Source organism: Microvirga lotononidis (assembly GCF_034627025.1).
GTDB classification, from domain to species: domain Bacteria; phylum Pseudomonadota; class Alphaproteobacteria; order Rhizobiales; family Beijerinckiaceae; genus Microvirga; species Microvirga lotononidis.
This window is the reverse complement of the sequence record NZ_CP141048.1, coordinates 2,456,260-2,479,929: the sequence shown is the minus strand read 5'-3', so window position 1 is coordinate 2,479,929 and position 23,670 is coordinate 2,456,260. Positions and strand designations below refer to the sequence as shown.

At 62.2% G+C, this 23,670-nt stretch carries 15 protein-coding genes; 4 read left to right on the top strand and 11 right to left on the bottom strand.

Annotated features, from left to right (window positions below):
- Nucleotides 1-4: 4 nt before the first annotated feature.
- From U0023_RS11725 to U0023_RS11715, 3 genes are all read right to left on the bottom strand, one after another.
- A complete protein-coding gene (locus U0023_RS11725) occupies nucleotides 5-1,315 on the bottom strand; it encodes an HlyD family type I secretion periplasmic adaptor subunit (protein ID WP_009492978.1) in 1,311 nt (436 codons plus the stop codon).
- A complete protein-coding gene (locus U0023_RS11720; RefSeq protein ID WP_009492979.1) occupies nucleotides 1,312-3,072 on the bottom strand; it encodes a type I secretion system permease/ATPase in 1,761 nt (586 codons plus the stop codon). Before U0023_RS11720 ends, U0023_RS11725 begins: the two co-directional genes overlap by 4 nt.
- Nucleotides 3,073-3,220: 148 nt before the next feature.
- The gene (locus U0023_RS11715) at nucleotides 3,221-10,795 is read right to left on the bottom strand and encodes a peroxidase family protein (protein WP_009492980.1); all 7,575 of its coding nucleotides are present in this window, start codon (nucleotides 10,793-10,795) and stop codon (nucleotides 3,221-3,223) included.
- A gap of 513 nt (nucleotides 10,796-11,308) precedes the next feature.
- Here U0023_RS11715 and U0023_RS11710 point away from each other — a divergent pair.
- The 3 genes from U0023_RS11710 to U0023_RS11700 all read left to right on the top strand — a co-directional run bounded on the left by U0023_RS11710 (nucleotide 11,309) and on the right by U0023_RS11700 (nucleotide 14,168).
- A complete protein-coding gene (locus U0023_RS11710) occupies nucleotides 11,309-12,607 on the top strand; it encodes a sensor histidine kinase (protein WP_195904237.1) in 1,299 nt (432 codons plus the stop codon).
- Complete coding sequence (locus tag U0023_RS11705; protein WP_009492982.1) at nucleotides 12,597-13,253, top strand: response regulator; 657 nt, start codon at nucleotides 12,597-12,599, stop codon at nucleotides 13,251-13,253. The genes U0023_RS11710 and U0023_RS11705 overlap by 11 nt, the downstream gene beginning before the upstream one ends.
- 249 nt (nucleotides 13,254-13,502) lie before the next feature.
- Nucleotides 13,503-14,168 (top strand): LuxR C-terminal-related transcriptional regulator, encoded by a 666-nt coding sequence (locus U0023_RS11700; RefSeq protein ID WP_009492983.1) that lies wholly within the window; start codon nucleotides 13,503-13,505, stop codon nucleotides 14,166-14,168.
- 42 nt (nucleotides 14,169-14,210) lie between these two features.
- On the opposite strand, the gene U0023_RS11695 is transcribed toward U0023_RS11700, so the two are convergent.
- The 6 genes from U0023_RS11695 to U0023_RS11670 form a co-directional block, all read right to left on the bottom strand.
- Nucleotides 14,211-14,930, bottom strand: a complete 720-nt coding sequence (locus tag U0023_RS11695; protein ID WP_009492984.1) for a ribonuclease activity regulator RraA — start codon at nucleotides 14,928-14,930, stop codon at nucleotides 14,211-14,213.
- 559 nt (nucleotides 14,931-15,489) lie between these two features.
- Nucleotides 15,490-16,218 carry a LuxR C-terminal-related transcriptional regulator gene (locus U0023_RS11690; protein WP_009492985.1) on the bottom strand — a complete coding sequence of 243 codons (729 nt, stop codon included), beginning with the start codon at nucleotides 16,216-16,218 and terminating at the stop codon, nucleotides 15,490-15,492.
- 61 nt (nucleotides 16,219-16,279) lie between these two features.
- Entirely contained in the window at nucleotides 16,280-16,630 is a 351-nt protein-coding gene (locus U0023_RS11685) for a DUF1236 domain-containing protein (protein WP_009492986.1), read from the bottom strand.
- Between the two features lie 113 nt (nucleotides 16,631-16,743).
- Nucleotides 16,744-17,499, bottom strand: a complete 756-nt coding sequence (locus tag U0023_RS11680) for an anti-sigma factor family protein (protein WP_009492987.1) — start codon at nucleotides 17,497-17,499, stop codon at nucleotides 16,744-16,746.
- A gap of 33 nt (nucleotides 17,500-17,532) precedes the next feature.
- Entirely contained in the window at nucleotides 17,533-18,024 is a 492-nt protein-coding gene (locus U0023_RS11675; RefSeq protein ID WP_009492988.1) for an RNA polymerase sigma factor, read from the bottom strand.
- A 146-nt stretch (nucleotides 18,025-18,170) separates the two neighbouring features.
- On the bottom strand, nucleotides 18,171-18,575 hold the full coding sequence (locus U0023_RS11670; RefSeq protein ID WP_009492989.1) for a DUF1236 domain-containing protein: 405 nt from the start codon (nucleotides 18,573-18,575) through the stop codon (nucleotides 18,171-18,173).
- A 381-nt stretch (nucleotides 18,576-18,956) separates the two neighbouring features.
- Here U0023_RS11670 and U0023_RS11665 point away from each other — a divergent pair, with 381 nt between their 5' ends.
- Nucleotides 18,957-20,921: a S8 family serine peptidase gene (locus tag U0023_RS11665; RefSeq protein ID WP_009492990.1), complete on the top strand. Its 1,965-nt coding sequence runs from the start codon at nucleotides 18,957-18,959 to the stop codon at nucleotides 20,919-20,921.
- 19 nt (nucleotides 20,922-20,940) lie between these two features.
- Here U0023_RS11665 and lpdA read toward each other — a convergent pair whose 3' ends face one another.
- Nucleotides 20,941-22,338: a dihydrolipoyl dehydrogenase gene (lpdA, locus tag U0023_RS11660; protein ID WP_009492991.1), complete on the bottom strand. Its 1,398-nt coding sequence runs from the start codon at nucleotides 22,336-22,338 to the stop codon at nucleotides 20,941-20,943.
- A gap of 5 nt (nucleotides 22,339-22,343) precedes the next feature.
- A complete protein-coding gene (locus tag U0023_RS11655; protein ID WP_009492992.1) occupies nucleotides 22,344-23,669 on the bottom strand; it encodes a dihydrolipoamide acetyltransferase family protein in 1,326 nt (441 codons plus the stop codon).
- Nucleotide 23,670: the final 1 nt, after the last annotated feature.

Sequence of the window (23,670 nt, the reverse complement as noted above, 5' to 3'; positions counted from 1 at the left end):
ACCCTTATTCCTCGCGGAATGCCTTCGCCATGTTGTCGGCGATAGGCTTCGTCAGGTACGAGAAGACCGTGCGGTAGCCTGTCTGGATGAAGCCTTCCACGGGCATGCCGGGCATGAGCTTGAGAGCGCCGAGGCGATCGCGCTCCCCATCCGCGAAGGCCACCCGCACCGGATAGTACTGGATGCCCGAGCGCTGATCCGTCACCAGATCGGCCGCGATCAGGCTCACCCTGCCCTTGATCTCCGGTGTGGTGCGCTGGTTGAAGGCTGAGAGGCGCAGGACCGTGTCGAGTCCCGGCCGCAGCTGATCGATGTCCTGCGGCGAGACCTTCACTTCGATCGAGAGCTCGTCGGACTCGGGAACGATCATCATCAGAGGTTCGCCGGCATTGATGACGCCGCCCACCGTGTGGACCATCGATTGATGCACGAACCCATCCTGCGGCGCCCGGATGTCGATCCGCTTCAGCTGATCCTCGGCCGCCACGCGGCGCTCGACCAGTTCGGCGATCTTGGCCTGAACCTCACGCAACTCCTTCGAGACTTCGCTCTTGAGATCCTGCTCGATCTGCAGGATCTGGAGCGCCGTTTCGCTGATCCGGCCTTTCGACTGCGCGATGTTCGAGATGAGCTGCCCGCGTTCGCCGCGCAGGCGCGTCTCCTCCCGCTTGAGCGCCGTCACGCGGGTGATGGGAACGAGGTTCTTCCGCCAGAGCTGCTCGACGCCGCTCAGTTCGCTTTGAATGAGCTGGATCTCGTCGGCCTTCGCGGCCGCCTGGAGATCGAGCCCGTCGATCTGCTCCTGCAGCTGCGCGATCCGCTCCTTGAGCTGCGCCTTCTGCCCTTCGCGCGCTTCGCGGCGAGACTCGAAAACCCGGGTCTCGCTTCGGGTCAGTTCGACGATGTCAGTCTCGTCGAGACGGCTTCTGAGGGCCGCGGGAAAAGTGATGTCCCTCGCCCCATCCCGCTCGGATTCGAGGCGCCCCTGGCGGGCCGCGAGCTCGTCCAGGCTCTTGGACACCATTGCGAGATTGGCGCGGGCGACCGTCTCGTCGAGCCGGATCACGATGTCTCCCGCTCGAACGCGGTCTCCGTCACGGGCATGGATCTCGCCCACGACGCCGCCGGTCGGATGCTGGACCTTCTTGACGTGACTGTCCACCACCACGGCTCCCGGCGCCACGACCGCTCCGGACAGCTCCGTCACCACGGCCCAGCCGCCGAGCCCGCCGACAAGGAAGAGTGCGGCCGACAAGCCGAGCAAGGTATGACGGCGGATGGATGTACGGGCGCTTGCCTTCTGTGCGTGACTCATGACGCAACTCCCAGATCTTCGACGACTTTCAACGGTGTGACGGGAGCGACCCGCGGTTCGGACGCCTGTGCCGCCGGCACGGGACGCAGGACCTTGCTCAGAACCTCGTCCTTGTGGCCGAAGGTTTGCACATGCCCCTCACCCATCACGAGAACCATGTCGACACCGGCAAGGGCGCTGGGACGGTGAGCGATCACGATCACCACGCCGCCCCGGGCCCTGATGCTCATGATGGCTGCGGTCAGAGCCTGCTCCCCCTCGTTGTCGAGGTTGGAGTTCGGCTCGTCGAGCACCACGAGGAACGGATTGCCGTAGAGAGCCCGGGCCAGAGCGATACGCTGCCGCTGTCCCCCAGAGAGCGCGGCACCGGCCTCGCCGACCTGCGTCTCGTAGCCGTCCGGGAGCTGCAGGATCATCTCGTGCACATTGGCGAACTTGGCGGCCTCGATGATGGCCTCGGGCTTCGGATCCGGATCGAAGCGTGCGATGTTCTGCGCCACGCTCCCGGCGAAGAGCTCGACGTCCTGCGGCAGGTAGCCGATGTGGCGTCCCAGATCCTCCGGCAGCCACTGCTCCAGCGCGGCTCCATCCAGGCGGACCTTGCCCCGCCATGTCGGCCAGACACCGACGATCATACGGGCGAGGGAAGACTTCCCGGATGCGCTCGGTCCGATGACTCCAAGCCCGCTTCCCGCATTCAGTTGAAATGCGACGTCCTGGATGGCGAAGCGTTGGCCGCCCGGAGCTCCGGTTCCCGCATTCTCGAGGGAAAGAACGGATCGTGGCGCGGGCAGCTTCAAGGGCGCCTCGACGCTCGCATTGGCGTCCAGAAGAGTCTTGAGCCGATGCCAGCCCTGGCGCGCGCTCACGAAGCCTTTCCAGTTGGCGATGGCGAGTTCGACAGGCGCCAAAGCCCGCGACGTCAGGATCGAACTGGCGATCATGATGCCGCCCGTCGCTTGGCCGTCGATGACGAGATAGGCACCGAGCGCGAGAACGGCCGATTGCAGCAGCATTCTCAGAACCTTCGACATGGCGCCGAAGCCGCCGGCCACGTCGGATGTCTTCTGCTGATAGGACAGATAGGTCGCATTGGCCTGGCTCCAGCGGGTTCCGATCCGCTGCGCCATGCCCATGGCGTGGACGACCTCTGCATTTCGACGCGCCCCATCGGAGATCCCATTCCTGACCAGAGCAGCACTCACAGCAGCCTTCGAGGCTTCCCGCGTGAAGAACTCGGTCAGAAGAGTGATCGCGACGAGGACGATCGCGCCGCCCAAAGCGACGGCTCCGAGCCAAGGATGGAACGCGAAGCAGATGAACAGGTAGAGCGGCATCCACGGCAGGTCGAAGAGCGCCGACGGCCCGCCTCCAGCGAGGAAGGCCCGGAGCTGATCGAGATCGCGGAGGGGCTGCTGCCCGTCGCCTTCCGCCTTGCCTTTGATCGGCGCGGCGAGCTGGCCCTGAAACACTTTCTGGCTCAGGTCCTCGTCGAGCGCGGCACCGACCCGGGCGAGAATCCGGCCTCGCACCATGTCGAACAGGCCTTGAAAGAGATAGAGCACGACGATGATGATGGAGAGCCCGACCAACGTCGGGATGCTGCGGCTGGGCAGGACCCGGTCGTAGACCTCCATCATGAAAATGGAGCCCGACAGGTAGAGAAGGTTGATCAAGCCGCTCAGCACCGCGACGCCGAGGAAGGCGCCACGGCAGGAAGCGACGATACTAAGACGGCCTTTAAGCGGATTGGTCATCGGCGTTGCCTCGGAAGAGCGCACCGGCAGAGGTGCTCAGCTTCGACATCGGAAAATTTCCAGCAGTCCATTGGTTTGAGATCCCGCCGGGAGAATTTTGGGGGGCTAACCCTCCCGGCGGGACCATCGCGATCTCAGACAAACCGCATCAGAAGATGAAGTCGCTGTTGTCGAGATCGGATGCGTTGACACCCTTCAGGATAAGGATGTCGGAACCGTGTGAGACCATCGCGTCGTGGCCGAGTTGCGTCACGGTCAGGTCGGACACTTTGTCCACGCCGACCAGGCCCCTCGCGTCGATCCTGTCCTGACCGTTTCGGAAGTCGGTGACCGTGTCCCAGCCGCCGTTCTTCTCGAAGACGAAGGTGTCCTGACCCGAGCCTCCGGTCAGCCGGTCGTTGCCGGATCCGCCCTTCAGCAGATCATTGCCCGATCCGCCGTTGAGGATATCCCGACCGGATCCGCCATGGAGTTGGTCATCCCCGGCCATGCCTTTCAGCACATCGCTGCCCGAGCCACCCTTGAGGATGTTGTTTCCGGCATTGCCCGTGAGGCTGTTGTCCAGATGGTTGCCGGTGCCGTTGATGTCGCCCGATCCGGTAAGGACGAGCTTCTCCACGTGAGTTCCGGCAAGCGAGTAGGACACGCTGCTCCTGACGGTGTCGATGCCCTGGCCACTGCGCTCGATGACCCGGTCGCCGGCACTGTCGACGACGTAGACATCGTTGCCCCGGCCGCCGTCCATCCGGTCGTTGCCGGTGCCGCCGTCGAGACGATCGTTGCCGTCCCCACCGATCAGGTGGTCGTCGCCGGCACCACCGTAGAGCTTGTCGTGGCCACGCCCGCCGTCCAGCCGGTCGCTTCCGTCGTCACCCCTGAGAGTCTCGCTCCGCGACGAACCTTTGAGGACGATGCTCGCAGGCGCCTCCGGCTGGGTCGGAGAGATCGGGATCGGATTGCTCGGGGTCTCGGGTGTCGTCGGCGTCGCCGGCGTGACCGGATCCGCCGGTGGGTTGGGCTGCGTCGGAGTTCCGGGGTTATTCGGAACTTCGGGCTGCGTCGGGGTCTCAGGCTGTGGCGTCAGCGGGACTTCGCAGAGGTTCGGCCTGCGCCCCCCTTCGCACCGGAAGGTTACCCGATGGACGCCGGAGGTGATCGTCGTCGTCCCATCGTCGTTGTCCTCCCACTCGTACTCGTCCGCCTTGCGGCCGGGTTCGAGTTCGATCACGTCCTGCTCCCGCAGCGTGCCGATGATGGTATCGTTGCCTCCGTTGGAGCGGAACACGATCCGGTGTGCCGAAGTGAGCTGCGAGATGTCGACCGTATCGGCATCGCTGGTCCCGTTCACCGTGATGGTGTTCAGAGCCAGGCTCGTTCCCGTGAAGTCGCCGATGATCTGGACCGTGTCGTTCCCGCCGGCATTGCCTCCGACCGGACCGCCCGGCACCGTCACCTCGCGGGTTCCGATGATGATCTCCTCGATGTTGTCGAGTTCGGCAATCACGGAGGTGTTGCCGTTCACCGTGCGGGTGACGACGATCTCCGTGGCGGCGACGAGATTGGTGATGCCCGCCGCGATCGCGGCATCGCGGGAATACACCCGGAACGTCTCGGACAGCCCGCTTCCGTTCACATCGAAGGTATCGACGCCATCCCCACCATCGACGAAGTCGCGTCCATCCTGAGAGGTCTCGAACGTGACGCCGAAGATGGTCGTCGAGGTCGCATTCCAGACGATGGTATCGTTGCCGCCGCCGGCCAGGATCGTGTCGTTTCCGGTATGCCCGTCGAAGGTGCTGCCGGATCCGTCCCCGATCAGGATGTTGTTTCCTGTCGTACCATCGACCGGGTTCGTGTCGCGTGTCACCGTGACGCTGGCCGTATCGGTGCGGACCGGGCTGCCACCATCGCTGACGGTATAGTTGAAGGAACCACCTGCTGTACCCGTATCCGTGAAGGTCACGGAGCCGGGATTCGCCGTCAGCGAAAGGTTGCCGAGACCGTTCGGGTTGCTCACGGCCGTGATATCCAGTGCCGGACCGTCCGGGTCGGTGTCGTTCGACAGCAGCACCCATTCCGGAACCACGATGGGACCGTTTACGATGTTGGTGATGATGGTGTCGTTGTTCGCATTGACCGGATCGTTGACCGCGATCACGTTGACCGTGGTGGTCGCGACGTTGCTGTCCATGATCCCGTCATTCACCGTCACCTGGATGACGCGGCTTCCCGCAACCGGGTTATCGGAGTTGTTGTCGAACGTTACCGCCTGGATAGCCCTCTGGTAAGCGACCAGGGATGCCGTGCCCGTCAGGTTCACGGTGATCCTGCCCGCCACCGAGGTGTCGACGGTCGCCGATATTCCTGCCGGCAACGTGCCGAAGTTGAGCTCGTCGGCTGCCTGGGCATTGGTCAGCACGATCCGGGCTGACACCATCTGCGCGGCGTCGTCGATGATCCCGGGATTGCTCGAGATCGCGACCGCCGCGCCGCCCTCGGTGAAGGAGGTCGCATAGTTGACGGTCGGTGCCGTTGCCGGGACCAGGACGCTGACCGACAGGTTGTCGATGTTCACGAACTCGTTGTTCGCGTTGATGCCCGAGGCCACGAAGCGGATTGCGGCACCTGCCGTGAACGGCCCCGAGATGTCGAAACCTCGGTTCCCGCCATTGGTTGCCCCGCCGATGGTTTCGATCAGGGTCCAGGCTGAGCCGTCTCTGGAGAACCAGACCTCGACCTGCTCGCCGTTATCCAGCCCCTGCTCGGCGACCGAGTAGGTCAGCCGCGCCGTGGCAACGCCTGCCAGGTTGAGACCGCGTTGAATGCTGGCGCCGTCACCCTGGTCGAACCGCAGGGCTCCACCCGTAATCTGGATCTGCCCGTTGAGCGACGTCGCGCTACCGTCATCTCCAGTCTCGATCCAGTTGGTCGCCCATGGGCGGGAACCGTCGGACCGGCTGTAGAATGCCGAGTTGAAGTTGTCCGCGTAATTGCCGCCGGCATCGAAAGCATGGAGAGACAGCTTCGGTGGGGTCACGTTCACTTCAACATCTGCGAAGCGCAGCTTCTCGATGTTGAACAGGCGATCGGTCCCGTCCGAGACCCGATTGTTGCCAGTCGTCGGATCCGTCTCGACTGTCACCGTCACGTGCTGGACGGTGACGCTGCCGTCGGCATTGCTCGTGATCGTGTAGTTCGCCCGAAGGTCGCCGTAGACCGCTACGTCGATGGCGCTGTTGTCCAGATCGCCGTCGACGATCTCACGGACGATGCTGAGCTGGCCCGGGTTGAGGGTCGCGCTGAGCATCAGGGCATCGAGGGTCTTGCCACCGAACTGGGCGACAGCGCCGGCTTTCGGAGCTCCATGCTCATAGTCGGACTCGAAGTAGACCTTTTCCGTCATCCCGTCGGCCGTGTAGGTGACGCCATCCTTGACGATCCGGATGCGCACGTTGAGCCACTTGTCGCCGTCGATGATGTCGTCTCCGGCGAAGCCCTTGATGGTGTCGCTGCCGCCGCCGCCGAGGATGATATCCGCTGCCTGCGAGGTATCGAGAACGATCAGTTCGGGATTCCCGTTCTTATCGAGTACAGGCCTGCCTTGCGCATCCACCACCGGGATTCGGGTGCGGTGTGCCACCAGCTGGTCCAGACCAGCGATCAGGTGAACGTTCTTCTGCAGCAGGTCGTTGGAGAAGGATTCGAGTGGTGAGTTCGGGCCTGGGATCGCAGCCGTTCCCGTCGCCTCCGCCCTGGTGTTCACGGCGGCGACACGCCCGGTGAGGATGTCGTTGTGCTTCCATCCGGACAGACCCTCGACCAGGTCGAAGCGGTCGCGAAGAATAAACGCCTCCTGGTTGTCGAAGATCGGGATGCCGAGGTCGGAATTCGCCGCGACGGCGTCGCCCTTGTGGATGGCCCAGTCGAAGCCGGCCATGCCGTTGTTGCGCTGGATGCCCTCGCCCTGGAACATGATGTCGTCGCCGGATTCGGCATCGTAGTCCGTGTCGCTGGCGCCGCCGTTAAGCACGTCGTGGCCGATGATGGTGGAATTGAAGAACAATTCCGAGTTCTCACCGGCAATGACGTCGAACCGGGCGCCACCCTCGATCCAGTCGTCTCCCTCGTTGCCGAGCAGGAAGTCGCCGCCGTCACCTCCGAGGATGAAGTCGTTGTCCGTTCCGCCGAAGACCTGCTTCCCGTCCGGTCCGGCGATCAGGAAGTCCTGCCCCTGGTTGCCGAAGATCAGCGCCAAGCCGCTGCCGCCCTGGATGACGTCGTTGCCCTCCTCGCCATGCAGTTTGTCGGTCATGCCGATATCGGTGCCGGCATTGGTGATGATGTCGTCGCCTTTGCCGCCATGGATGATGTCGACGCCGTAGCCGGCCTCGATGGTGTCGTTGCCCTCATAGCCCCAGACGGTGTCGTCGCCCTCGCCGGCCACGATATAATCGTCCTCGGCCGAACCGCCCATGACCACATGGTCGGTGCCGTTGTAGATGAGGACATCGTCGTCGCCGTCGCCGTCGAGGTCCTTGCGCACCACGAGCGGCGTGAGCGCCTGGAGGATGGGATTGTCCCAGACCGGGTCTGCCCCGATCTGCTTCGACCGGATGATCTCGAGCGTGTAGGCAGGCGTCGCGAAGATGTCTCCCGGAAGCGCCGTCCGTCCCTCGTCGCCGAGGTCGGTGTTGCGCATGATGATGTCCGTCATCGAGTTGTTTTCAAGCTCGTTGAGGAGGTTCAATCCCTGGACGCGGGAGAGGTAGTAGAACCGGTCGGCGTCCTGGAGGCTTTCCAGCTGGGCCTCGAAGACGAAGGAGAAGGTCGACCCGAGCATGCCGCCGAAGTCCATCTTCTTCTCGGCGAGACCGCCGATCCACAGATCGATATCGTTGAGGCCCGAGTTCTGGGCGGTCCATGCACCCGTCGCATTGAGGAAGTCGAGGCGGTCCGCAGGAGCGCCGGTTCCGCCGAGCACGAGCAGAGTCGCCGCAGCCCGCTTGGCTTCGAGGGTGGTCGCGGCCTCGATCAGCGGATGCTTCCCATAGGCCGCGATGAAGTTGATGATCGACAGAGAGTTCTGAAGGTTGAGGGCGAAGTCGGTCCAGCTCACATAGGGCTTGAGCTGCGAATCCTGCCCGGACATCTGGTAGAACTGCGCACGCGCCTCGTTCAGAGACGGCAGGCCGAGATCGCGGCCGCGGGCGATGTTCAAGGCGGCGAGATCGAGCGGGATGCCGACGAGCTGGTTACGCAGCACGTGCGTGACGAACTCGTCGATCTCATTGCCGTGCTGGCGGGACATGCCGCGCATGATCGCACCGGCCGCCTGCTCGTGGTCGATGGTCACGTTGCCGTTGGCGTCGGTCGCTCCGAAGCCCAGCGGATTGAGGAAGCCGTCGAACAGCTTCATCGAGAACGGATTTCCGTTGGCGTCGATGGTGTCGATGTTCTCGTTGAGCATCGAGTGGCCGAAGCGGTACACGGCCTGTGCGAACTCCGCGAAGATCGCCGGGTTGATGTCGACCGACGGCTCGAACACGAAGGCGTCCACGTCGGGCTGCATCTTGCGGGCGAATTCCTCGAAGACGAGGTGCTGATACTCCATCTCGTTCGTGAAGCGGGCCGCCTGGAACAGGCGCTCACCGTCCCATTGCAGGCCGGCAATGGCCGTGGGATCCGTCGGAATTGCGGAGACCGGGATACGCAGCCACTCGTTCAGGAAAGCAAGGTCGCCGCTAGCGAGAACCACCGACCTGACCTGGTCGACCAGGTGGTTGTGCTCGGAGTGGAAAACGTGGTGGATCGCCGTTAGACCGACGTTCTCGTTGCCGCGGCCGTCGCCCGTGATGTAGTGGGCGTCGAGCAGCTCGTTATCGTAGGCCGTGTTCGAGCCGCGGGAATTGACGAGCCCCGTCGTGCTCCCGTCCGCATTCGCGTAGCCGACGGCACTGTCGCCATCCTTCTGAAGAACGCCCCCGACGATGACGGGCACCGCCGCGTGAGCAATGTCGTCGAGGAAAGCGTGTCCGGTGAGGATCGCGTTCACGAGGCTCGCCGGAGCGTTCGGCGTGCCCGAGACCACGATGTCGTCCGACGTGTTCGGAACGCCGTCAGGACCAAGGCCGACGATGACCTGTGCGAAACCCGTCTGGGGATCGGGAACAAAGTTTCCGTATGGGTCCGTGCGCAGCAACGGAACCTTGCCGACATTGGCATCGGTCAAATCGATGCCGAGCATGGTGCGCGCCTGCTCCTTGACGTCGGCCCAGGTGGCAAGGCCTCTGTCGCCGTCGAGCAGCCTGCCGGTGGCGACCGTCCTGCCGCTCGCATCGGTCGTGTATTCGCGCAGGAAGACCTGGTGCGAAGCATGCGAGGTGTAGGTCTGGTTCTGATCGACCCAGGGCGTCGTCACGTTGACGGTATCGCCGTCCGCATCGCGGCTGGCGCGCGTCATGACCATGAAGTTGGTGTGAGGCGTCGCCGGGTTGTAGAGCGGATCGTCCGGCGAAAGCGGGATGTAGACCGTGCCGCTGCCACCCTTTGCGATCAGGTCGAGGCCGTGATCGAAAAACTGGCCGAAGAGGGTGAACAGGGAGTTATAAGGTGCCGAGTCGCCGATATCGGGTGAGACATTGGGGATGAGGACGGTGCTTCCGTCCATCACGATGCCCTTCTCGGCAAGGAGATTGGCGAGCGCGAGCTTCGCCGCATCGATGGCCGCCGTGGCGGTCTGGGCATTCGTCTGACCGGCAGACAGACTGTCCTGAGCCGTCGCAAGTTGCGCAGTCTTCGTCACCAAACCAGCCTGCGCAGCCGCAACTGCGCCTGCGGAGGCGTCGGCGACCGCCTGGGCTTCGTTCTTGACCTGTTGCTTGTCGTTCAAGACGTCCTGGACGATGAGCAGGTTGGCATTCGCCTCATTGAAGGCAGCGAGTTCATCCGGCGTGACACCACCCGCAATGAGCCCGTCGAATATGGCCTGCACCTCATCGACGGCTGCCTGCGCGGCGGCGAGCTCGATCTGGGCTGCAGCGAGAACGTCCTGGTTCGCCTGGTTCTGTTCCTGAGCGGTCGCGAGAGCAACCTCGGCCTCGGTGACGGCTGTCGCCGCAGCGGTGACGGCGGCCTGAAGCCCTGAGATCGCGCCGGATGCCGAGCCGGCATCGGCGACAGCGTCAGCAATGACTGCGCGTGCGTCCTGGATCTGCTTGATGGCGGCCATCTGAGCCGCGCCCGTGATGCCGGCATAGGTCAGCGCGGCCCCGATCGCGGCGGGATTGTCCAGCGTCTGATCGGCGACAAGGTTCGAGATGAGACGCGGATCTGCATCGACGACGGTGCCGGGTGCCAGCATCGGCGATCCCGTGGCTGATCCAGGCGTGTAATTGTTGTTCGTCAGCCAGACCGGATTGGCGGGCGTCCCGAACATCATCGAGTCGTCGCCCTCGTTCAGGTAATCCGGGCTCGACATGTCGGGAAACGGCTGGTCGGCAGCGCCCCAGGTCTCTCGTCCCTCGACGAGGTTGTTGTAGGTGCCATCGACCGTACGCAGGCCGTAGGGCAGCAGGAACGCCTGGGTCGGCGTGGTGGCCGCGTTGGGATCCATGCCTCCGGCTTCCGCCACGAGGGCGGTTAGATCCTCGCCCGCAGCGTGCCTCTCCGCAACCTTGATCTGCTTCAGGATGAACTCGAGATCGTGCTTGACCAGATTCACCATTGTCGTCCCCTCCAAGTCGTCGCCGCAATATTGACGGCACCTGGACACATTCTGGGCAAATTAAGGGGCTCTTAACTATACGGCCTGAGGTCCGAATCCGCGCCTTGGTCCCTCAGTCCCATCATGGTCTCAGACCCGTCCCGGACTTTGGTCGGTCGACCGACCATGGTCGGAAGCGGACGCTGCATTGCCGAGGGTTTCGGGACCGAAACATTGGCTCTTCCTGTCCTCGCATGACCGCGAACCGACGTTCGCAGGTCATGTCTTGCGACGGCAAACTACCTCTTTGGGATAGTCTTTACCCACGAGGAGGCTGCGCCTTACCTTAGAAGGATCTCTAGATCCTGACCCTATATGAGAAGGCAACGGTCCGGGGCCGGAGGGATCGTCGCTGTGCTTGTTCTCGAGAAAATGAGGTTTGGAAGACCGTCGAGGGCAAGGCGGCAGAGGAGAAGTCTTGCCAGGCAATTCCTCCTGGTGGCATTCGCCGTCATGCTGACCGGGATGTTCGCCATGGGCACTCTCGTCTCCTGGCAGATCGAGAAGAGCGTCGCCGAGGTCAAGGCTGCATCCACGGCACTCTTCATCAACACCTTCATCGCTCCCCATCTTCAGAATCTCTCAGGGAACACCCTCCCGGTCAGCAGCATCCAGGGCCTCAACCAAGCGATGGAAAGACCTGACTTCCAGGCCAGCATCACGGCCGTCAGGGTTTGGAGCCGCGACGGCATGATCGTTCATAGCGGCGAGCCTGAACTCATCGGCAAGAAATTCACTCCGCCGTCCGCGTCCCGGAGAGCCTGGGCCGGTGCGATCGCGGCGGAATTCGACGACACGCCTGGCGACGAGGAAATCGCCGAACGATTCAGCGGACTTCCCCTCCTCAAGGTCTTTGCCCCGATCTGGAACTTCGAGACCGGCGAAATCATTGCCGTCGTCGAGTTCCACGAACGCGCGGAGCGATTGAACTCCGAACTCGCCGCATCGGAATGGAAGACCTGGCTCGCGACGGCTTTGATCACCCTGAACATGATGGGATGCCTGTTCGTCATCGTCGCCAATGGCAGCAGAACCATCGACAGGCAGCGCGCTGCATTGAAGGAACGCATTTCTCAGCTCTCGGAGCTGCTTCGACAGAATCGGATCCTGCAAAATCGGGTCGAGCGTGCGGCTCAGAATGCCACGGAAGACAACGAGCGGCTGATGCGGCGGATGGGCTATGATCTGCACGACGGGGTCGCGCAACTGATCAGCCTCGCATTGCTGCGGCTCGACCGGGTTCAGGGATTGGAAGCCGAGCGTGACAACCTCCGGAAAATCCAAAAGGCCCTTTCCGACGCGCTCAACGATACGCGCAACATCTGCAAGGGGCTTCTTCTTCCGGAGATCCAAACTCTGACGCTCAGGGATGCATTGATGTTCATGATCCGTCAGCATGAACGTCGAACGGGAACGACGATTTCCTGTCGGATCGCCGATCTCCCGGAGAATACGCCACAATTCGTCAAGATCGCCCTGTGCCGCTATGTTCAGGAGGGACTCAACAACGCCTTCAAACATGCCGATGGCCAGGAGCAGCAGGTCGAAGTGAGTTGGGACGGAGCGACCGTGACCGTCGAAGTCGCAGACAGAGGCCCGGGCATCTGCGACGAGAGCATCGCCTTGAGCGAGCCTCGTCTGGGATTGGCGAGCCTTAAGGATAGAATCGAAAGTATTGGAGGAGCTTTGAGCATCAAGAGCATTCCTGGCAACGGAACACGCATCCAAGCATCTCTGCCTTTGGTTAACGCGGGGACCTCGGATGCGGCCTAGAATTCGCGTCGGAATCGTCGACGACCATCCGCTTTATAGGGACGGGGTCGTATTCGCCTTGGAGTCCGAATCCGACATCGAGGTCATCGGGCAAGGGGAAAGCGCACAGGATGCCCTTCACATCGCTCAGGAGCACTCGCCGGACGTTCTTCTTCTGGATATGAACATGCCGGGAGGAGGCATCAATGCCGTGTCGAAGATCGCGCAACGCTGCCCGACAACCAAGACCCTGATGCTGACCGTCGTCGATGACGAAGATGAAGTGCGAAGCGCCTTGAGGAAAGGCGCGAAAGGCTACCTCCTGAAAGGCACGGGAAGTTCGGAACTCGTGAACGCGATCAGGTCGATCCATCGGGGCCAGAACTACGTCTCACCAAGTTTTGCGGCGCAGCTCATCATGTCGAGAGGCCTTGGAGAAAGCGCGACTCCCGACACGGTGCGGCGGTTTCCCGAGCTCTCCGACCGCGAAGAGCAGATCCTGATGCTGATCCTTCAGGGTCTCAGCAACAGGCTGATCGGCGATGAGCTCGGGCTGACCGAGAAGACCGTCAAAGGATACGTAACATCCATTATGGATAAGCTTCACGTTCGCAATCGCGTGGAAGCGGCGATGCTGGCTTCGGAACGCGTATCCGGAAAGCGATGACCTTTAACGGCGTCGTTTCCAGACAGAATGGTGAACATATTTCGTATCAAACCCGGTTCCGACGAAGGCGGCCGATACCCCTTTGGGGCTAACGCGCAAGAGACGGTCGGACCATATCCTGTCACTTCATAGACATTGCTGAATACAACCTTGGCTTAGTACTCTGAGAGGACGGTGAGGCTCATTGAGCCCACGAGAGTTGGCTGCAGGTGTATTGGCAGCAGACCAAATTGGAACTGGGGGGCTCCAATGAAAGTACAAGTTCGCGTCGGCGTTATCGACAGGCACCCGCTCTTCAGGGACGGCGTGACCCTTGCCCTGAACTCTCAATCTGACATCAAGGTCGTCGCCCAAGGCGCATCGGTCTGGGATGCCATCGACATCGCCCAACGAGACGCTCCGGACGTGATTGTTCTGGACGCCGACGTCCTGGATCGCAGCATGGGGGCCGTGGAATCGATCCTCCAGCACCACCCTGCAATTCGCATCGTCATTCTTGCCGACGCCGCGGACGAAGAGCATGTTTATGGCGCCTTGAAGCGTGGCGTACGTGGTTATCTTCTGAAGGGCACTTGCGGCAAGGAGCTGATTCAGACGGTCCGGGTCTTGGATCAGGGCCAGAGCTTCATTTCGCCCAGCCTTGCCGCAAGGCTTCTGATGAGGTCGGGTCCCGGCAGTATCGTAGAAACCAAGGGTTCAGGCGCCCTTCCCCCTCTCACGCCTCGCGAACAGCAAATCCTGGCGATCTTGGTTCAGGGACGCAGCAACAAGGAAATCGGAAACAAGCTTGAACTGAGTGAAAAGACGATCAAGCACCACCTGACCAACATCCTGCAGAAACTGCGCGTCCGCAATCGGGTGGAGGCAGCTCTTCTGGCCTCCAACCATCTTCCGCAAAGTGTTCTGTCCTCTTAAGAGGATCGGCCCAAAAGCGAACCTCCATCAAGGTTCTACGCTCTATCGGCCTCTATCCCTGCGCCAAGCCGCAAACTCGGCGTGGGTCCGCTCGTCCGTCGGTGGATAGAGCCCCAGGATGGAACGGCCCTTCATGACCTCTTCCTGCACGAAATCCTCAAACGCCGTCATCTCCACGGCCTCTCCGGCGATCTCATCCGCCAAGTGAGCTGGAATAACGACGACGCCTTCGGCATCGCCGACGACCACGTCGCCGGGCCACACTGGCACGTCACCGCAACCGATCGGAACATTGATGTCGAGCGCCTGATGGTGCGTGAGATTGGTCGGAGCGGAAGGACGGTTGTGGTAGGCGGGGATGTCGAGCCGCGCGATTTCAGGCGAATCCCGGAACCCGCCATCGGTAACGACGCCGGCGACGCCCCGCTTCATCAGACGAGACACCAGAATTCCGCCGGCCGAGGCGGCGCGGGCGTCCTTGCGGCTGTCGATCACCATGACGGCTCCCGGAGGGCACTCCTCCACAGCCTTGCGCTGGGGGTGGGAGCGGTCCTGGAATACACTGATCGGGTTCAGGTCCTCGCGGGCGGGAATGTAACGAAGCGTGAAGGCCTCACCCACCATGTTACCGAGGTCCGGGTTCAGCGGGCGCACATCCTGGATGAACTGGTTCCGCAGGCCGCGCTTGTAAAGCGCGGTGCACAGCGTTGCGGTACTCACGCCCTTGAGCTTCTCGCGGGTCTCCGGTTTCAGCGTGGCCATGATCCTCTCCCTATGTCAGTCGATGGCGGGTTCGCCAGTGGACTGATCGAAGCTTGCTTTTTGGAAAGCGAAGGCGGAGCTACGCCTGAGGTGGAGTCCAGTCATCCCCACTCCTCGCGACGGCGCTCCAGTTCGTCATCAGAGATGTTGCTGATGTGGGCTGCTGCATTCACCGAGAGCCTGCGGCCATTGTTCGCCTGTGCTCACGGTCTTCGCATCCGGACATTTGTCAGGAGCAGCATCGCGTATCCCCCGCCTCGTCGATTTCTTCGGCATTGGTAGCATGCCCCATTCCGGCATGCCAAGCCTCTCCTGTGCACGGGTATTGCGCGGAATCAAGGCGCGTCCGCACCAGATCTCGATCGTCACGGGCAGGGCATTGGGCGGCCGATACAGGACCGCGTTAGGGAGAGGGAATCCCGGTTCTCGCATTCCGTGATGCGACAGGCTGGGGATGGAGCATCGAAGGCGATTCCGGAAGGACCCCGCCTTTAGGCCCAACGCGTTAAGGGCATCGCGTCGATGACGAGCCAAGATCGAAGCCCGCGATGCTATCCGGCTATACTGAGGTCCAATCTGTCAGTGTGAGCCTCGTCGCCCAGAGAGCGGCCTGGGTGCGGTTGCAGACGCCGATCTTCTTCAAGATGGCTTTGACATGAACCTTCACCGTCGCTTCGGAGAGGCTCAGCTTGCGGGCAATGACCTTGTTGGGGGCTCCGTCCCTCAGATACGCTAGGATCTCGACCTCTCGGTTGGATAATGTCGGACCCGCGGCTTTCCTGTGGTGAATGTCATCCACGAATGCATGATGGCTGTAGTGAGCAGGCATCCCTGCAACCGGCAGGACAATGTTTGCAGGAAGAACCGTTTCTCCCAGCATCACCAATTCGAGAGATTTGATGAACACCTCTCGCCCTTGAGTCGAGAGGCAGAATCCTTGAACCCCGGCATCCCAGGCCGTGAGCACGGCATGTGGTTCGAATGCATCCGCCACAATGGCGATCCTTGCCGAAGGAGCATGATTTTTCAACCTCTTGACGAGGTCTATGGCTCCGCTCGCAAAGCTGCCCGCATCGATCATGAAGAGCGCCGGCAGCCCGTGTTCGACCGCAGGCAGGCAAGCGAAGCCATCGATATTCTCATGCCAAACAGTGAAGTCTGTCTCGGAAAGGAGACCTTCCAGACCGAGGCGCAGGACGTGATTTCTGCAGACAGGAAAAACGACGGCAGAGAAGCGGTCGCCGCGATAGAGATCGAAGCAAGCTCCATTCACACTATGAAATGCCATGACCAGACCACCCCTTCCTTGGGCAGATAATCATTCTCTTTCGTCCGTTGGCTCGCAGCTCTCATTGTATGACGTAGATGATCGTGCGAGATGCCGCGTCGACAATGAGGCGATGGCCGTCGACCATGGCATAACGGTAGGTTTCATGCCTCGGGATCGCATGCAGTTCGACGGAATGGGAGAGACTTTCGCTAATGGAGATTTTCCCTTCGGCGCGGGGCGCCGCCGATCCAGGCGGTCTCGCGGCCAGCCTCGAGGATACTTCCGAGGCAACATTGCGGACGATGCCCGGAACGGCATAGGTATAACCCGCCGATTCCGGGGCCGGATCCGTCGCGTTCGGAGCTGTCGTCGGCGCCGCAACGGCTCCCACGGAGAAAAAAGCCCAAGCCAGATGATACGCGGCTTTCATCCTCACACTCTCTCACATGCTGGACGCGAGCAGAGAACGGAACAGCGAACTGGTTTATTCCACCTTCTTAGAAGATTATCGACAATGCGGGCAAAAGCACCTTAAGCTCAAGCTCAGCGCCCTGGCTCCGCGAGAGCCCGTGCCTCTGCATCACCCATCAAGGCTTCACCCGCACTGATATTTCGCAAATAAGTCGTCATCAGGTCATCCCCGTCGCTCGGAGCATATTCGGCCTCCGTTACTGCGATTGCGACGGCGAAAGTCGTATTCCAGTCATTCCTGCGGCAGGCGACGGCATTCGTCGCCTCCTTGGCCGCTTGCAGCCGGAATTCCCGGCACAAGGAGCCATCTGCCAACCGATAGGTTGAGATCACCCGCAGGCGACCGAACGGCAGTTCCACGTCCTGCCCCGAGGCGATCGTGCTTAGCGTGCGGTGAACAGCCGGGGTTTCAAGCTGAGCCATGAGGCCGCCTGCCCCGGCTCCCTCTCGAGATCCTGCGAAATACCCCAGGGAGAGCGCAACGGCTGCAATCGATGCCGCCAGAGCCATTTGGACAAAGGAAGACTTCCGGTGAAACCAGCCTCTTCTCGCTGACTCGACATGCGAATCGGAACTTGCCCGACGAGCCGCCTCATAGGTCTCGATCTGAGCCGACACCGAAGCGCGCAGCTGCGGCGGGACGTCGAGCATGGAACCAGCGGAGAAGACGGAACGCGTCAGACGGCGGCTTTGCTGGAAATCCGTGATGCGCTTGGCCACAGCGGGATCCTCGGCCATCGTCTTGGCAATGGCCGTCGTCGTGGGTCCGTCGAGTTCACCATCGGCGAACGCCATCAGGATTTCATCGCTGAGGTGTAGCTGGGACATTCTATTGGCTTCCCTCTTGCATGCTTCCAGCACCTAGGCGGCCGCCGTCAATTCCATCAGCCGCTTGCGCGCCCGTGCCAAACGGCTCATCACGGTCCCGATGGGAACTCCAAGAATTTCGGCGGTCTCCCGATAGCTCAGATCCTCGGCGCAGACGAGGAGAAGCACCTCCCGTTGCTCTTGAGGCAGGTTGTCGATGGCACGCTGAACATCGGTCAGAGCCAGCCTGCTCAGGATCGGCCCTTCGCCCGGATCGCCGATAAGTTGTGTTTGCTGCGATAAATCTTCCGCCATGCCTTCGGTTCTCATCCGCCTGAGATGATCGATCCAGTAATTGCGGAGAATCCGGAACATCCACGCATCGAACTTGGTCCCTGGCGACCAGCTGTCCGCGTTGGCAAGCGCACGTTCGCAGGCTCCTTGGACGAGATCGTCCGCGAGCGGTTGCGAGCGACAAAGCACGAGCGCAAAACGTCTCAGCCGTGGCAGAAGAGCCACCAGTTCCTGTCCTATGGCTGCCGGCATTCCTGCTCCGCATAGCCTCCTTGCTTCATAACGGTGAACCTAGTCGCTTTATTCCAATCTCAAGTGGGAAAGAGCGACAGAGCGCCCGATACGAAAACGGGCGGCCTCTCGGCCGCCCGTCATCGGATTCGGAGAATCCGATCGCTTTAGTGAATGACCTGCACGATCTTGCGGCTGCTCGGCTCGACCAGCACAGGGGTGTTGTTCACGACCGTGTACTTGTAACCCTTCACCTTGTACTGGGCCGGCACCTCATGATAGGTCACGCCGGACTCGGGCAGAACCGCACCCACGCGCACCTCTTCCTTGTAGGTATAGGACGGAACGGACTGGGTGGTCACGTACTGACGGAATTCAGGCTGCTGCTGGTCGGCGATGCCTCCCACGATGGCGCCCGTCACTCCGCCAACGGCCGCACCGACCGGGCCGCCGACAACCGCACCGCCGACCGCGCCGGTCGCGGCACCGGCGGCAGCGCCGCCCTGAGCAAAGGCTGCCGCGGGGGCAAGGGATGCAAGAACGGCACCGGCGAGAAGAAGCTTCTTCGACATGATCTTACTCCTGAATGAATGTTCGGGTTTCGCAACCCGGCAACCGACAACGCGTCATTCATCAAGTAGTTTCACAGCAAATTTCAGCTTACCATGCTCTTTCCATCCTCTCCCCGGGGTGGAACATGGCAACTGAGCATCAGACGGGAAAATCACACCTTGCTGTTATTCATCTGATGTTCATCTAAAATCGGAGTTTCTCAATATCTCAAGAATAGTGCTGATCAGTCCGTCCCAAGGACTATCCGCCTTCCCCGGGAGCGAGCCGCCCTTCCGATGAAACAAACCCATTGCCTTGGCCATTATTGCCTATTGGGTCAGGCGCCCCAATTCTGCTCCTGAGGTCCCGCTGGAGACCCCACTGCAAAGGTGAGCGTTCCGATGAAGTCAAGACGACGCCATCTTCTGATTGCCGTATCGTGCCTCACGTTCGTGTACCCGCTGGAGATCCAGGTCGAAATCGCCAAGAGCGGCAATCTCACCTTGGGAGGCGCCTCCGCGATCGCCAGGGAAGGCAACAATGGCGGCGGAAGGGGAAACGGTAGAGGCGGCGATAACGGGAACTCGGGCGGCAACGGCAATGCCGGGAATAGCGGCAACAATGGAAACGCAGGCGGCAACGGCACCTCAGGACGAAGCGAAGCTGCAGGCCCCGCCGGCAACAATGGCAACGGCAGAGGGAACGGCAACGGGGCCAATGCGAGCAACGGAAATGGCCCCGGCGCCGGAAACGCAAATGCGGGGCAAGGCAATTCCGGTGCTCGCGGCAGCTCGTCCAGCCAAGGCACCACCTCAAGTCCTGCGAGTTCGCCGAGCCAAGGGAGCTCCGCCAACCGGGACACTTCCTCCGAGCAAACCAAGACGACGAACAACGGAAAAGCTTTAGGACGAACGGTGGCTGCCTCGTCCGTCAAGAACCAGTCGCCACCTGCGGTCACCGGCGGACTGTCGGCCCTCTTCGGGGCGATCTCCAACAGCCTGCGCCCGCTGACGCCGCCACCGGCGGCTTCAGCCGAGAAAGCGAAGGCCCGCGCGAACGTCACGAAGACGAAATCCACATCCACAACTGCCCGGTCGAAGCAATCCACGGCGAATGCGGGGCAAAGGACCAAGGGACAGGCTGCACCCGCAAGCACGGATGCGCGTTCGACGAACCAGGGGTGGTCCGCAGATCGAAAGACATCAGCAGCGCCGGCCGATCAGTCGCTTGCCAGACCCTTGCGGGCTCAACATTCGCTTGTCGCGGTCGGCCTGACATCAAGCGGCTTGGCGCGTTTGAGCGCGCAGGGCTTCCGAATGGAGAAGCAGACGAAAGGAAGCCTTGCGAGCGTCGTTCAGCTCATCCCTCCGCGTGGAATGTCTCTTGACCAGGCCCAGCGCAAGGTCCGCACGGCCGATGGAAGCGCTACGGTCGATCTTGACCATTACTATTACACGGATGAAGGGCCGGCAGATTGCACCGGCCCGAGCTGCGAGGCGATTTCGCTCGTCGGCTGGAGCGTATCGGCTTCCGAACAATGCAGCCCCGCCGCGACGATCGGCATGATCGATACCGGGATCAATCGCGATCATGAAGCGCTGAAAGGCCAGTCGGTCGAGATCCTGTCGGACCTTGGCCTCCGTGGCAGCCCGTCTCAACGGGATCATGGCACGGCGATCGCCGCTCTTCTGGTCGGCAAAAACGGTAGCAGCACTCCTGGCCTCCTGCCCGATGCCCATCTTCTCGCTGTGGATGCGTTCTACCGGGATGGCGGAACAGCGGACCGGACCGACGTGGTTACGCTCGTCCGCGCTTTGGAAGCCTTGGCGGAGCGCAATGTGCGCATCGTCAATATGAGTCTGTCCGGACCTCCGAACGAGGTTCTGAAGCGGGCGATTGCGTCAGCTCAAGCAAAAGGCATGATCATTTTTGCCGCGGCTGGCAACAATGGCGCAGGAGCGGAGCCGTCCTATCCCGCCGCCTATCCTGGTGTGATCGCGGTAACCGCGATCGACAAGAAGCTCGCCGTCTATGCGCGCGCCACGCAGGGAGACTACATCGACATCGCGGCTCCCGGAGTGGACTTGTGGGTCGCGTCATCGGATGGCGGCACCGTCAGGAGCGGCACCTCCTATGCCGTTCCGTTCGTAACGGCAGCAGCGGCGATCCTCAGCGCATCAAGAGCGTCATTGAGCGCGCGAGATCTTCAATCGATCCTGGAGAGCAGCACCCTCGACCTCGGTGCTCCGGGCCGTGATAAAACCTATGGCTACGGACTGCTGCAGGCCGAGAACCTCTGCGCGCCCGGTCAGGAGAAGACACCCGTCGCCCACTCGACCATCGGATCGGGCGCCGACCTCCCCTGACGCCGTTCGTCAGCTCGATCTAAATATGAAGTTCCATGCCTAAGGCCTTGAGCGTCGCCTCTTGGAAGGCCTCTCCCTGCGTCGGATGCGCATGGATCGTGCCGGCTATGTCCTCGAGGCGCGCGCCCATTTCGAGCGCCAGGCTGAAGGCCGCCGCCAGTTCGGAGATGGCTTGTCCTACGGCCTGGATGCCGATCACCAGATGGTTGTCCGCCCGGGCGACGACCCGCACGAACCCGTCCTCGCCCATCCTGGTCATCGCGCGGCCGTTGGCCGAGAACGGAAACTGTCCGATTTTGATGTCGACACCCGTTCGGCGCGCCTCTTCCGGCGACAGGCCGACGGAGACGATTTCCGGATCGGTGAAGCAAACCGCAGGAATGCTGCGCTTGTCCCAGACGCGCCTGTGGCCCGCGACGAGTTCGGCCGTCATCTCGCCCTGCGCCATGGCACGGTGAGCCAGCATCGGTTCGCCGGTCACATCGCCGATGGCATAGATCCCGCGCATCGACGTCTGGCATCGTTCGTCGATGCGGATGAACGGGCCATCCATGTCGAGGACGAGTTCGTCGAGACCCCACCCCTGCGTGACGGGTCGCCGTCCAACTGTGACGAGAATCCTGTCGGCCTCAAGCGACGTCTCCGATCCGTCCTCCGTCGCGACCAGCAGCGAGCCGCTCGCCTTCGCCAAGCCCTTCGCCTTGGCGCCCGTCATCACCGCGATGCCGAGGGCCTGCAGCCGCTTGGCGACCGGGCGCGTCAGTTCCGCATCGTATTGCGGCAGGATGCGCCCTTGAGCCTCGACGATCGTCACTTGGGCACCCATCTTCGCGAAGGCCGTGCCGAGTTCCAGGCCGATATAGCCTCCGCCGACCACGACGAGGCGCCCCGGCACGGATGTCAATGAAAGCGCATCGGTCGAAGAGATCACGGGGCCGCCGAAGGGTAGGTTCGGCAGTTCGACGGGAGCCGACCCCGTGGCGATCACCACGTTCTCGGCCCGAACGATCTGAAGACCCGTTTCCGTTTCGACCTCGATCGTCTTGCCGTCGCGGAAGCGCGCATGGCCCTGCACGATCTTCACCTTGGCCTTCTTGAGCAGGCCCGACACGCCGCTGTTGAGGCGCCCGACGATGCCGTCCTTCCAGGCGACTGTCTGGGTGAGGTCGATCTCAGGCTTCGTGGCGGCGATTCCGAGCGGATTCCGGCCGTGCGCCAGATGAACGATCCGGTCGTATTCCTCGGCCGCATGAATGAGCGCCTTGGAGGGAATGCAGCCGACGTTGAGGCAGGTGCCGCCGGGCTTGCCAGGGTCGACGATCACCGTATCAATCCCGAGCTGGCCGGCCCGGATGGCGCAGACATAGCCGCCCGGCCCGGCTCCGATAATGAGGAGCTTGCAGGAAATATCCTTCATCGGATTCAAGCCTCCACGAAGATCATGGCGGGGGTCTCCAGCAGCGTCTTGATGCGCTGAACGAAGACCGCCGCGTCCCAGCCGTCGATGATGCGATGATCGAAGCTGGACGACAGGTTCATCATTTTGCGAGGGACGAAGGTCGAGCCGTCCCAGACCGGCCGCACCATCATCTTGTTGACACCGACGATTGCGACTTCCGGATAATTGATCACCGGCGTGGTGACGATGCCCCCCATGGCGCCGAGCGACGTGATGGTGATCGTCGATCCGCTCAGCTCTTCGCGCGTGGCGAGGCCGGATTTCGCCGCCTCGGCGAGCCGGTTCAGCTCCGCCGCGCATTCCCACAGATCACGCGCTTCCGCATGCCTCACCACCGGCACCATGAGGCCGGAGCCCGTCTGCGTCGCAATGCCGATATGAACGCCGCCATGCTGGTGCACCACACCCGCTTCATCGTCGTAGATGGAGTTGAGGTGGGGCTGCTCGGAGATGGCCCTCACCATCGCGCGCATGAGGAACGGGAGCAGCGTGAGTTTCGGTCGGTCGGCGCGCTTGTTCGCATTGAGCGCCGCGCGCAGATCCTCAACTGCCGTTACGTCGACCTCTTCCACATAGGTGATGTGGGGGATGTGCGATTTCGCAATCGCCATCTTCTCCGCGATCTTGCGGCGGAGGCCGACGACCTTGATGTGCTCGACGGACGTGTTCTGGGCAAACCCGGGTGCCTTGGCGGTCTGGCGCCCGTGAACGAAGAAGGCATCCAGATCCTCGTGGGTGATCCGGCCCGCGGGACCGGAGCCCGGAACCTGGCGCAGATCGACCCCGGATTCCCGCGCCCGCAACCGAACGGCCGGCGAGGCGACCGGCCTCTCGCCCTCGGCACACGTCACGGGTGCGCGGTGCATTCGCGCAGCGGGGGCCTGCGGCCTCTCGACCGGCTGCGGCGGCGTGCTTTTCGCCTGCCGTTCGACGATGGCGTCCGGAACTTTGACCGCTCCATCCGCCTGGGCCTCGATCTCACCGGTTTGGGCGGGAGGCTCGGCCGCCCTTTCCGACGGGCCGCTCCCGGAGGACGCGCTGCCCTCGCTTTCGACCTTCAGCCGGATCAGGGGCGAGCCGATCGCCACCACGTCGCCGATATCGGCCCCGAGCCACAGAACTTCGCCATCGACGGGCGAGGGAATTTCCACCGTCGCCTTGTCGGTCATGACGGCCGCCAGCACCGCATCCTCGCGGACGAGGTCGCCGACCTTCACGTGCCACTCGACGAGTTCGGCCTCGGCGATGCCTTCCCCGACATCGGGCATTTTGATCAGGTGCTCGCCCATG

What these genes read in the sequence shown, in the direction of transcription:
- U0023_RS11725 (WP_009492978.1), bottom strand. Translation starts at nt 1,315, where the DNA reads ATGAGTCACGCACAGAAGGCAAGCGCCCGTACATCCATCCGCCGTCAT.
- U0023_RS11720 (WP_009492979.1), bottom strand. Translation starts at nt 3,072, where the DNA reads ATGACCAATCCGCTTAAAGGCCGTCTTAGTATCGTCGCTTCCTGCCGT.
- U0023_RS11715 (WP_009492980.1), bottom strand. Translation starts at nt 10,795, where the DNA reads ATGGTGAATCTGGTCAAGCACGATCTCGAGTTCATCCTGAAGCAGATC.
- U0023_RS11710 (WP_195904237.1), top strand. Translation starts at nt 11,309, where the DNA reads ATGGGCACTCTCGTCTCCTGGCAGATCGAGAAGAGCGTCGCCGAGGTC.
- U0023_RS11705 (WP_009492982.1), top strand. Translation starts at nt 12,597, where the DNA reads ATGCGGCCTAGAATTCGCGTCGGAATCGTCGACGACCATCCGCTTTAT.
- U0023_RS11700 (WP_009492983.1), top strand. Translation starts at nt 13,503, where the DNA reads ATGAAAGTACAAGTTCGCGTCGGCGTTATCGACAGGCACCCGCTCTTC.
- U0023_RS11695 (WP_009492984.1), bottom strand. Translation starts at nt 14,930, where the DNA reads ATGGCCACGCTGAAACCGGAGACCCGCGAGAAGCTCAAGGGCGTGAGT.
- U0023_RS11690 (WP_009492985.1), bottom strand. Translation starts at nt 16,218, where the DNA reads ATGGCATTTCATAGTGTGAATGGAGCTTGCTTCGATCTCTATCGCGGC.
- U0023_RS11685 (WP_009492986.1), bottom strand. Translation starts at nt 16,630, where the DNA reads ATGAAAGCCGCGTATCATCTGGCTTGGGCTTTTTTCTCCGTGGGAGCC.
- U0023_RS11680 (WP_009492987.1), bottom strand. Translation starts at nt 17,499, where the DNA reads ATGTCCCAGCTACACCTCAGCGATGAAATCCTGATGGCGTTCGCCGAT.
- U0023_RS11675 (WP_009492988.1), bottom strand. Translation starts at nt 18,024, where the DNA reads ATGCCGGCAGCCATAGGACAGGAACTGGTGGCTCTTCTGCCACGGCTG.
- U0023_RS11670 (WP_009492989.1), bottom strand. Translation starts at nt 18,575, where the DNA reads ATGTCGAAGAAGCTTCTTCTCGCCGGTGCCGTTCTTGCATCCCTTGCC.
- U0023_RS11665 (WP_009492990.1), top strand. Translation starts at nt 18,957, where the DNA reads ATGAAGTCAAGACGACGCCATCTTCTGATTGCCGTATCGTGCCTCACG.
- lpdA (WP_009492991.1), bottom strand. Translation starts at nt 22,338, where the DNA reads ATGAAGGATATTTCCTGCAAGCTCCTCATTATCGGAGCCGGGCCGGGC.
- U0023_RS11655 (WP_009492992.1), bottom strand. Translation starts at nt 23,669, where the DNA reads ATGGGCGAGCACCTGATCAAAATGCCCGATGTCGGGGAAGGCATCGCC.